11 protein-coding genes are annotated in these 9,190 nt (G+C 63.1%); 4 read left to right on the plus strand and 7 right to left on the minus strand.

The window, feature by feature from the left end; genetic code table 11:
• The 6 genes from EN943_RS31220 to EN943_RS31245 all read right to left on the minus strand — a co-directional run.
• A partial coding sequence (locus EN943_RS31220; protein WP_164778468.1) for a proline racemase family protein occupies positions 1-509 on the minus strand: 509 nt, incomplete at its 3' end.
• Positions 510-523: 14 nt separating this feature from the next.
• Complete coding sequence (locus EN943_RS31225; protein ID WP_127415897.1) at positions 524-1,327, minus strand: oxaloacetate decarboxylase; 804 nt, start codon at positions 1,325-1,327, stop codon at positions 524-526.
• An 80-nt stretch (positions 1,328-1,407) separates the two neighbouring features.
• Complete coding sequence (locus tag EN943_RS31230; RefSeq protein ID WP_127415898.1) at positions 1,408-2,262, minus strand: hypothetical protein; 855 nt, start codon at positions 2,260-2,262, stop codon at positions 1,408-1,410.
• A 70-nt stretch (positions 2,263-2,332) separates the two neighbouring features.
• Positions 2,333-2,995, minus strand: a complete 663-nt coding sequence (locus EN943_RS31235) for an HAD family phosphatase (RefSeq protein ID WP_127415899.1) — start codon at positions 2,993-2,995, stop codon at positions 2,333-2,335.
• Positions 2,995-3,480 carry a dUTP diphosphatase gene (gene dut, locus EN943_RS31240; RefSeq protein ID WP_127415900.1) on the minus strand — a complete coding sequence of 162 codons (486 nt, stop codon included), beginning with the start codon at positions 3,478-3,480 and terminating at the stop codon, positions 2,995-2,997. The genes EN943_RS31235 and dut overlap by 1 nt, the downstream gene beginning before the upstream one ends.
• A gap of 85 nt (positions 3,481-3,565) precedes the next feature.
• Positions 3,566-4,036 carry an Lrp/AsnC family transcriptional regulator gene (locus EN943_RS31245; protein ID WP_127415901.1) on the minus strand — a complete coding sequence of 157 codons (471 nt, stop codon included), beginning with the start codon at positions 4,034-4,036 and terminating at the stop codon, positions 3,566-3,568.
• 115 nt (positions 4,037-4,151) lie between these two features.
• On the opposite strand from EN943_RS31245, the gene EN943_RS31250 reads away from it, so the two are divergent.
• The 3 genes from EN943_RS31250 to EN943_RS31260 all read left to right on the plus strand — a co-directional run bounded on the left by EN943_RS31250 (position 4,152) and on the right by EN943_RS31260 (position 6,754).
• Complete coding sequence (locus tag EN943_RS31250) at positions 4,152-4,400, plus strand: DUF6356 family protein (RefSeq protein ID WP_127415902.1); 249 nt, start codon at positions 4,152-4,154, stop codon at positions 4,398-4,400.
• A 15-nt stretch (positions 4,401-4,415) separates the two neighbouring features.
• Positions 4,416-5,216 (plus strand): class II glutamine amidotransferase, encoded by an 801-nt coding sequence (locus EN943_RS31255; RefSeq protein WP_127415903.1) that lies wholly within the window; start codon positions 4,416-4,418, stop codon positions 5,214-5,216.
• Positions 5,217-5,380: 164 nt separating this feature from the next.
• Positions 5,381-6,754: an amidase gene (locus EN943_RS31260; RefSeq protein ID WP_127415904.1), complete on the plus strand. Its 1,374-nt coding sequence runs from the start codon at positions 5,381-5,383 to the stop codon at positions 6,752-6,754.
• On the opposite strand, the gene EN943_RS31265 is transcribed toward EN943_RS31260, so the two are convergent.
• Positions 6,748-7,821: an FAD-binding oxidoreductase gene (locus tag EN943_RS31265; protein ID WP_127415905.1), complete on the minus strand. Its 1,074-nt coding sequence runs from the start codon at positions 7,819-7,821 to the stop codon at positions 6,748-6,750. The genes EN943_RS31260 and EN943_RS31265 overlap by 7 nt on opposite strands.
• Before the next feature lie 221 nt (positions 7,822-8,042).
• Here EN943_RS31265 and EN943_RS31270 point away from each other — a divergent pair.
• Positions 8,043-9,190 (plus strand): peptide chain release factor 3 (locus EN943_RS31270; RefSeq protein ID WP_127415906.1); only part of this gene is annotated, 1,148 nt, incomplete at its 3' end.

Raw genomic sequence — 9,190 nt, forward strand, 5'->3', positions numbered from 1 at the left:
AACGCCCCGCCATAGGCGATGTCGAAGCCGATCGTGCCGTGGCCCGCCAGCTCTATCGTCTGCCCACCGGCGAACAGGAAAGCCGGCACGCTTTCGAACGCCACCGCACCGGCCTTGCCGTCCCTGACCTCGACCGAGGCGACGACCAGCCCGCACGGCGCCTCGATATTGACTGTCGTGATTGGTTCCTGTTTCGCCACCAATCCTTCATCGATGGCGTAGCGGCCGAGCGCGACGATGGCGTGGCCGCACATCGTCGAATAACCCTCATTGTGCATGAACAGCACGGCGAGGTCGGCGCCGGGCAGGTCCGGCTCGACCAGCAAGGCGCCATACATGTCGTAATGGCCGCGTGGCTCGAACATCAGGATTTTCCTGAGATGATCGAGATGATCGCGCACATAGGCGCGCTTTTCCAGGATTGTGCCCTTTGGAATACTGGGATAGCCGCCGGTGACGATCCGGAGCGGCTCGCCGCCGGTGTGCATATCAACGACGGTAAGCGTCATGCGATGGGCTCCATCTAAGCTGAAGGTTTGGCGAACAGCGCCTGCAATTTGCTGAACGGCATGGCGGCGCGGGTGAAGCCGAAGGTGCCGTCCTGCTGGATCTCGCGCGCCGCCGTTTCCAGCATGCCATAGGCGAAATTGGTCAGCCACGGCCCGAGTGAAATCCGCTTGACGCCGGCCATGGCGAGATCGGCGATGGTGAAGCCTGGTAGCGCCATGACATTGACCGGCTTGCTGACCGCCGAGCAGAGTGTGCGGATCATCTCGACGTTGCCGATGCCTGGCGCATAGAGCACGTCGGCGCCGGCCTTCTCGAACGCCTGCAGCCGCTTGATCGTGTCGTCGAGGTCGGACTTGCCCCACAGAAAATTCTCGGCCCGCGCGGTGAAGACGAAATCGCGTTTCAGGGCCCGCGCCGCCTCCACGGCCGCCGCAACGCGTTCGACAGCGTGCGCAAAATCATAGATCGGCTTGTCCGGGTCGCCGGTGTGATCCTCGATCGAGCAGCCGGCCAGACCGGCCGCTTCGGCCGCGAAGACGGTTTCAGCGGCCTGCTCGGCGCTGTCGCCCTTGCCTTTCTCGAGGTCTGCCGAGACCGGCAGGCTGGTCGCCGCTGTCACTTCGCGGCAATGGTGGATCATCTGGTCGAAGGTCACCGCGCCGTCCGGCAGGCCGCGTGAAAAGGCAAAGCCGGCGCTGGTCGTCGCCAGTGCCGTGAAGCCGAACGAGCCGAGCAGCTTCGTCGTGCCGATATCCCAGGGATTGGGCATGACGAAGGTCGAGGCATGCAGGTCGCGAAAGATCTTGCCCTTGTCCATGGTAGTTCCCCCATCATATGCGGTGTGGCTAAGCGGATTTTATCCTGCCCCATTTGGCCGGGCAAACGAATGCGGTTGGTTCAGAAGCGTTTGGCGTTCTCTCCTGCCAATTTCTTCAGCGCGTCGGAATCCTTGGCGTAGTGCGACGTTGTCTTGTCCCAATGATAGGTGACAGAGATGTCGTGAGATTCAGGCTTTGGCGGCTGGTCATCGCAGCTTTCGTCGGCCACTACGGTGGTATCGGTCACCGTTACCTTGATCGCGGCATGGCGCCGGCCCTCTGCGATGGCTTTAAAGGCAATGTTCTGCGCCCGGCTATAGGCACACACGTGCTCGTCGAACAAATAGATGATGTCGATCAGCTTCAACTTGTCCCTGGCGATCATAATCAGCGGGACGATCATATAGTTCTGGTTTGAATTGGAATGCGAGCTCTCGATCATGAGGATATCGTCATTGGCGCCGATGCCGAGCTTGCCGGGCTCGCGGAAATAGGTGTTGCGGTCAAGGGCGACATTGGCGGCGTCGAGCAGCCTTGGTTTGCCCGTAATGTCGTAGAGCGCCAGCACCGCATAGCCTTCGGCGCTGTCTGAGGAATCGCCGAGATCGAACAGCATGGTCAGGCGGTCCTTGCCTCCCGCCTTGATGGCAAGCACGGAGGCATTGGAAAAGCCTGAGGTTTCGGGCGGCGAGCCGCCGCTGTCGGGTCCCTCGATATGGCGCATCTCGATCGGCAGCCCGCCCCTGTAAAAGCCATTCTTGTCGGCGGCGAGGTCAGGAATGATCATCCTGGCGAGGTCGAGATAGGTGATGTCTTTTTGGCCGGGCAGTGGGTTGCCGAGCTCCGGAAGGCTGGCGTCTTGCGCGCCGGCTGCGGTCCACGGCAATGGCAGCAGCATCACGGCGAGGATGAGGCGAAGCAGGTTCGTCGGCATGGGTCGCCTCAGGCTGTCGGGCGCGCGGAACGTAGCACAGCCTCCCAACCCGTCCAGTCCGTCAGCCAGCTCAGTGGATCGGCACCAGCCCGGCCAATTCACGCATATCATCGAACAGGATGCCGCCGGCCTGGATCAGGCCGGCGCGGTCGGAATAGGGATCGGCGTGATAGGAAAACACCCGCATGCCGGCCGCGATGCCGGCCTGCGTGCCGGCGACGCTGTCCTCGATGACGATGCAGTCGGCGGGCGCAAAGCCCATGGTTTTGGCCGCATGCAGGAACAGGTCCGGAAACGGCTTGCCGCGCGCGACCATGGTCGAGGAAAACATCGCGTGTTCGAACAGCGGCAACAGCCCGGTCTGGCCGAGCGTGATGTGCATTTTCGACACCCGGGCCGAGGTGGCGACGCAATAGGCGATACCGGCTGAACGCACGGCTTCGACAAATTCGCGGACATAGGGGATTGCTTCGACGCCGTGGGCGAACAGGTCCGGCAGGCCGGCATTCCAGCGATCGACAAAATCGGCACCAAACCTGACGCTGGTCTCTTCTTCGATCTCTTTCTGCACCGACGCCATGCTGCGGCCGGAGAAATTCTTGCGGCAATATTCGAAGCTTGTCGGATAGCCGGCAGCGGTCAGCCATTCGGCGAGACGCCGATTGGCCAGGTTCTCTGTATCGACCAGGATGCCGTCGCAGTCGAAGATGACAAGTTTAGGCAGTTCAGGCATCAGGCGGTGCCGGTCGATCCGAACCCGCCCGCGCCGCGCGCCGTGCCGCCAGCCAAAGTGCGCTCTTCCACGGCGGCTTGCGTCACCGCGGCAAAAACGATCTGGGCGATGCGCATGCCGCGCGTCACGGCAAAGTCCTCGTCGCCGAGATTGATCAGCAGCACCTTCACCTCGCCGCGATAGTCGCTGTCGATGGTGCCGGGCGTATTGAGGACGGTAAGCCCATGTTTGAAGGCGAGGCCCGAGCGTGGCCGCACCTGGCCTTCCATGCCTTCGGGAATTTCCAGGATCAGCCCGGTCGGCACCAGAGCGCGTTTTCCGGGCAGGATCAGCAGCGGCCGGTCCTCGGGCACCGCGGCGCGCAGATCCATGCCGGCGGCACCGGTGCTTTCATAAGCAGGAAGGGGAAGTCCTTCAGCATGCGGCAACCTGACGAAGCCGACGGTCGGACCGATGACGGAGGGAGTTTGAAGGGCTGCGCGCATAAAATCGATCCTATCGGCGCGAACGGCGATTCGGTCAACTCGACTGTAATTCTATCAACGGCTTTCTTTGTGGCGTTACGACGACCTACCGCAGTTCCATCGGAACGACGGTCGTTTCCTTGATTTCCTCCATCACGAACGAGGCGGAAACGTCCGACAGCGTCACCTTGGCGATCAGCCGCTGGTAGAGCCGATCATAGGCCTTCACGTCGGCGACGCGGGCGCGCAAGACATAATCGAGGTCGCCGGACATGCGGTAGACGCCGATGATCTCGGGAAAGCCGGTCACCGCCGCCCGGAACTTCTGCAGCCACTCCGGATCGTGGTTGGACGTGCGGATCAGGATGAAGACGGAAAGGCCAAGCCCGAGCTTTTCGGCATCGACCAGCGCCACCCTGCCGGTGATGACACCAGTCTCTTCCAGCCGCTTCACCCGGCGCCAGCAGGCATTGCGCGACAGCGCCACCCGTTCCGACAGCTGGTCGACCGACAGGGTGCCGTCGCGTTGCAGCTCAGCGAGCAATTTCCGGTCGATTTCGTCAATTTCCAGCGTCATGTGGGATAATTGTCCCATGGATAGCCGAAATACAAGGACATTTTGAGACCGATGAACCGGCGAAGCGTGTCAGGATACTCATATCAGGAACTTGAAGCGCTGAAGGGGAACCAGCATGTCGGTCGCAAGGATTTTCACCTCTCATCCGGCCAAGGTCGGCGAAACCTATTTCAGCCACATGGGCTTTGCCGCCTGGTTTTCGTCGCGCCTGTTGATGGCGGCGGGCGCCGCGCTCGTTCACGCTTTCTTGCCATTTCTGTTTGAAACTACCGCCAGCCGAATCGTTCGCGAGCTTTACGAGCGGACGCACAACAGAGGCACGCACGCGATCAAGGAGCCTGCGGCTCTTATGGATCTCGCCTAGGGGACGACAGAAGCGATGTGCCGGTGGGCGGCCTATCTCGGTGAAGCGGTCTTTCTCGAAGACATCCTCACCGCGCCCTGTCACTCGCTGATCGCCCAGAGCCATTGTGCCCAGGAAGCGAAATCGCCAACCAATGGCGACGGCTTCGGCCTTGCCTGGTACGGCGACCGCCCGGAGCCGGGTCTCTATCGCGATATCCTGCCGGCCTGGTCCGATCCCAATCTGAAAAGCCTGTGCCGGCAGATCAAATCCGGCCTGTTCCTTGCCCATGTCCGGGCGTCGACCGGCGGCGCCACCAGCCGCATGAACTGCCATCCGTTCATCTCCGGCGCCTGGTCGTTCATGCACAACGGCCAGATCGGCGGCTTCGAGAAGATCCGCCGCGCGCTGGAGAACTCGCTGTCCGACGCGGTCTTCGACCAGCGCGAAGGCACCACCGATTCCGAACTGTTCTTTCTGCTGATGATCGATGAGGGACTGGCCACCGATCCGCAAGGCGCCGTTTCCCGCGCCACCAGCCGCGTGCTCGAAGCCTCGCGCCGCGCCGGCCTCGAACCGGCGCTGAAGCTCACCGCCGCCTTCTCGGATGGCCAGGCGCTGCATGCGGTGCGCTATGCCACCGACGCCAATGCGCCCACGCTCTATACTTCTATCCTGCGCAAGGGCGGCGGCCGCTGCATCGTGTCCGAACCCTTCGACCGCGAGGGCGGCAACTGGCAGGCGATCCCGCCAGCGAGTTTTGTCACGATCAGCGGCGATGGAATCAGCATTCGCCCGTTTGCTCCAGCAGCGGCGAAGCTGGCTCTGGCCGGGTAGGTTTCTTCGCCAACTGGTAGCGTCACGGGCCAGCGCCGACCTCAACGGACTATCGGCACAATTCCGATCAAACGCGGCCAATCCCCTAATGCTCAACTCCGCTTGAAATCGCGCCGCTATCCGCCATTTGGTCAGGCACGCGCGGCCAAGCCGGAGCATTCCTCATGGACATCGCCTTCTCCTCAACCGTCGAACTGGCCGCAGCCATCGCAAAGCGCAAAATCTCCGCCGTCGAAGCCCTCGACGCGCATCTGGCGCAAATCGATGCGCACAACCATGCCGTCAACGCTGTCATCTCGCTAGACAGGGAGGGCGCCCGCGAGCGTGCCAAGAAGGCGGACACAGCCCAGGCGCGCGGCGACGCTCTCGGACCTCTGCATGGCGTACCGTTCACGCTGAAGGACATGCATGAGACGGCAGGCATGAAGACTACGGTCGGCTTCCCGCCCTTTGCCGATTATGTAGCGTGGCAGGACAGCCCGGTCGTTATCAGGCTGAAGGCAGCCGGCGGCGTGCTGATGGCCAAGACCAATGTCGCCCCCATGCTTTCGGACTGGCAGTCGAACAATCCGCTGTTCGGCCGCACCAGCAATCCCTGGAATCTCCAGCGCACGGCGGGCGGTTCCAGCGGCGGCGCGGCGGCGGCACTTTGCTCGGGGATGACGCCATTCGACGTCGGCACCGACATGCAGGATTCGATCCGGCTGCCGGCCAGCTTCTGCGGTGTCTATGGCCTGAAGCCGACGGAGCACCGCGTCTCGTTGGCCGGCGCCTTCCCCGATCCTGGCGGTGCTGCACGCGGCGTGCGGCTGATGTCTTGTCTTGGGCCGCTGGCGCGCAGCGTGGAAGATTTGGCGCTGATCTACCAAATCATCGCTGGGCCGGATGGAAGCGACACCGATCTTGCGCCGGTGCCGGTCCAGGACATGCCGAAGCTCGACCCTAGGACATTGCGCATCGCCTTCGCGCCATCCTTTCCCGGCTTTCCGGTGGCTGGTGACATCAGCGTCGCGGTCGAAAACCTCGCAAGGCATCTGCGAGGCGCCGGCGCCGTCATCGTAGCAGCAGAACTGCCGAAACTCGATCTGGACGACGATCTGGAGCAGGGCGGCGCGCTGATCGGCATGATGATGGAGGCCGCGCAGCCGGAGCCGTCGGAGGGACCGACATCGGTCTCGCGTTGGTTCGAGGCACTCGCCCGCCGCGACAAATCCATTCTCGCCTGGGACCGGTTTTTCGAAAACTATGACGCGCTGCTTTGCCCGGTCGCCATGACCACCGCTTTCCCGCATTGCGAGCCGGGCACACCGATCAAGGTCGACGGCAAGGAGCAGAGCTACTGGATGCTGCCGGCCTATGGCGCTGTCTTCAACTACAGCGGCCATCCAGCCCTTTCCATCCCATGCGGACTGGACAGCGCCGGCCTGCCGATCGGCCTGCAACTGGTCGGCAAACGCTGGTCGGAGGAGCAGTTGCTCGCCATCGCCGAGGCAATCGAACCACTGGCCGGCGGCTTTCACCGTCCGTCAGGCTATTGAGCGAAGCGCGACAATCCATAGGGAGCAAGCAGCGGGTCGCGCTCGCCGTCGAGGATTTCCCGGGCGGCGAACAGGCCGACGGCCGGTGCCAGCGTGATGCCGGAATGCATGACGGCGACATAGACACCGTCAACGCCCTCGGCGCGGCCGATGATCGGAAAGCCGTCGATCGGCGTCGGCCGGTAGCCGACAGTGTGGAAATCGAGTTCCAACCCGTCGCTGTCGCGTAGCATGGCTTTCATGGCTGCAAACAGTGCGTGGGCGGTGGCTTCGGCATCCATTCCCGGGTCGGCGCCGCCGAAATCCGAGCCGGCGATGATGCGGCCTTCCGCTGTCTGGCGCATGTGCAGCCGCTCGGCCAGCACCAGGCCGTTGAGCAGTCGTTTGTGGGGTCGCGAATGGACGATAAGGCCGGGCGGCGTTTCGATCGGCAGGTTGATCCCGGCCGTCGCGGCAATATCCGGCGAGCCGACGCCGGCAGCGATCACCACCTCGTCTGATGCAATCAAGCCATGCGATGTGTCGACACCGGTGATCCTGCCGCCGGTCTGGACCAGCGCCGTCACCGTGCTGGAGATGTTCTTCGCGCCATGTCGCTTCGCGTCTGCCAATAGGACACGGGCTGCGGCCACGGGCTCTGCGACACCTTCTTTGGCGACATATAGGGCAAAATCCGGGAGCTCGGCGAGATTGGGCTCGATGCGCGCGGCACCGGCGCGGTCGACTTGGCTGATGCCATAGCCCCAGGCGGAATGCTCCGTGGCGTAGGTTTCCATGTCGGCCGCCGGTAAATCCCAGCACAGGCCGCCGCACCAGCTCAGTGGCAGGTCGGGCAGGTCCCGCGCCAGCCGCGACCATTCGGCCATCGCGCGAGTGCGCAGCCGGAAATAGGGCTCCGGATTGCCCCAGCTGGCATTGATCCAGGCAAAGGAGTTCGGCGTCGCCACCCCGCCGGCATCGCTGTCGGCAATCACCGTCACTTGCGCGCCGGCCTTGGCCAAGTGCCAGGCGATCGAGGCTCCGATGATACCGGCGCCGATGACGATCACTTGTTTCGCCGTTGTCATGCTCGCTCCTTTGGCTCGTGATTCCTGACGGACGCACACCCAAGTGCCATCCCGTTCGCCGCTTGCCAACGTCGAGCAGCGCGAAACATGCGGCAATGAGCTGGCTTGAGCCACGGCGTGATCGGCTGCATGCCCAGACGAAGAGGTGGGCCGGCCGGAGCGGTCGACAGCCTGCCACTGCGCTGCTAGAAGCCCGACCTGTCACACGGAAATCCCAGAGAATGCCCGAAGCAATAGAAGAAGAAGTGGCACGCCGCCGCACCTTCGCGATCATCGCGCACCCGGACGCCGGCAAGACCACGCTCACCGAAAAGCTGCTGCTGTTCGGCGGCGCCATCCAGCTTGCCGGCGAGGTCAAGGCCAAGAAGGACAAGATCCAGACGCGGTCCGACTGGATGAAGATCGAGCGCGAGCGCGGCATCTCGGTCGTCACTTCGGTGATGACCTTCGAGTATGAGGACAATGTCTTCAACCTGCTCGACACGCCCGGCCACGAGGATTTCGCCGACGACACCTACCGCACGCTGTCGGCGGTCGACTCGGCGGTCATGGTCATCGATGCCGCCAAGGGCATCGAGCCGCGCACACTGAAGCTGTTCGAAGTCTGCCGGCTGCGCGACATTCCGATCATCACCTTCATCAACAAGATGGACCGCGAAAGCCGCGATCCGTTCGAGATTTTGGACGAGATCGAGCAGAAGCTGGCACTGGATACTGCCCCCGTCACCTGGCCGATCGGCCGCGGCAAGAATTTTGCGGGCACCTATCATCTGGCACTGAATGCCGTGCGCAGGGGTGACGCGGAGAAAGAACGCACGCCGGTCAACGGTCCCGATTCCAACCGCGTTGCCGGCCTGCTGCCGGAAAACGAGCGCGAAGCCTTCATCGAGGAACTGGAGCTCGCGCGAGAAGCGTGCAGACCCCTTGATATAGAAGCCTTCCGCGAGGGCCATCTGACGCCGGTCTATTTCGGTTCGGCGCTGCGCAATTATGGCGTGCGCGACCTGATCGAGGCACTCGGCGCTTTTGGGCCGCCGCCGCGCGCGCAGGAGGCCGACACCCGCAAGGTCGAGGCGACCGAGGAGAAGATGACGTCGTTCGTCTTCAAGATCCAGGCCAACATGGACCCCAACCATCGCGACCGCATTGCCTTCGTCCGCGTCTGTTCGGGCAAGCTTGAGCGCGGCATGAAGGCCAAGCTGGTGCGCACGGGAAAACCGATGTCGTTGTCGGCGCCGCAGTTCTTCTTTGCCCGGACCCGCGTCACCGCCGACGAGGCCTTTGCCGGTGATGTCGTCGGCATTCCCAACCACGGCACGCTGCGCATCGGCGATACACTGACCGAGGGCGAGGAAATCCTGTTCCGCGG

It is taken from the genome of Mesorhizobium sp. M7A.F.Ca.US.006.01.1.1 (assembly GCF_003997935.1).
GTDB lineage: Bacteria > Pseudomonadota > Alphaproteobacteria > Rhizobiales > Rhizobiaceae > Mesorhizobium.

Excerpts from the sequence above, each read along its gene's own strand:
- EN943_RS31225 (WP_127415897.1), bottom strand. The coding sequence starts at position 1,327 with ATGGACAAGGGCAAGATCTTTCGCGACCTGCATGCCTCGACCTTCGTC.
- EN943_RS31230 (WP_127415898.1), bottom strand. The coding sequence starts at position 2,262 with ATGCCGACGAACCTGCTTCGCCTCATCCTCGCCGTGATGCTGCTGCCA.
- EN943_RS31235 (WP_127415899.1), bottom strand. The coding sequence starts at position 2,995 with ATGCCTGAACTGCCTAAACTTGTCATCTTCGACTGCGACGGCATCCTG.
- dut (WP_127415900.1), bottom strand. The coding sequence starts at position 3,480 with ATGCGCGCAGCCCTTCAAACTCCCTCCGTCATCGGTCCGACCGTCGGC.
- EN943_RS31245 (WP_127415901.1), bottom strand. The coding sequence starts at position 4,036 with ATGACGCTGGAAATTGACGAAATCGACCGGAAATTGCTCGCTGAGCTG.
- EN943_RS31250 (WP_127415902.1), top strand. The coding sequence starts at position 4,152 with ATGTCGGTCGCAAGGATTTTCACCTCTCATCCGGCCAAGGTCGGCGAA.
- EN943_RS31255 (WP_127415903.1), top strand. The coding sequence starts at position 4,416 with ATGTGCCGGTGGGCGGCCTATCTCGGTGAAGCGGTCTTTCTCGAAGAC.
- EN943_RS31260 (WP_127415904.1), top strand. The coding sequence starts at position 5,381 with ATGGACATCGCCTTCTCCTCAACCGTCGAACTGGCCGCAGCCATCGCA.
- EN943_RS31265 (WP_127415905.1), bottom strand. The coding sequence starts at position 7,821 with ATGACAACGGCGAAACAAGTGATCGTCATCGGCGCCGGTATCATCGGA.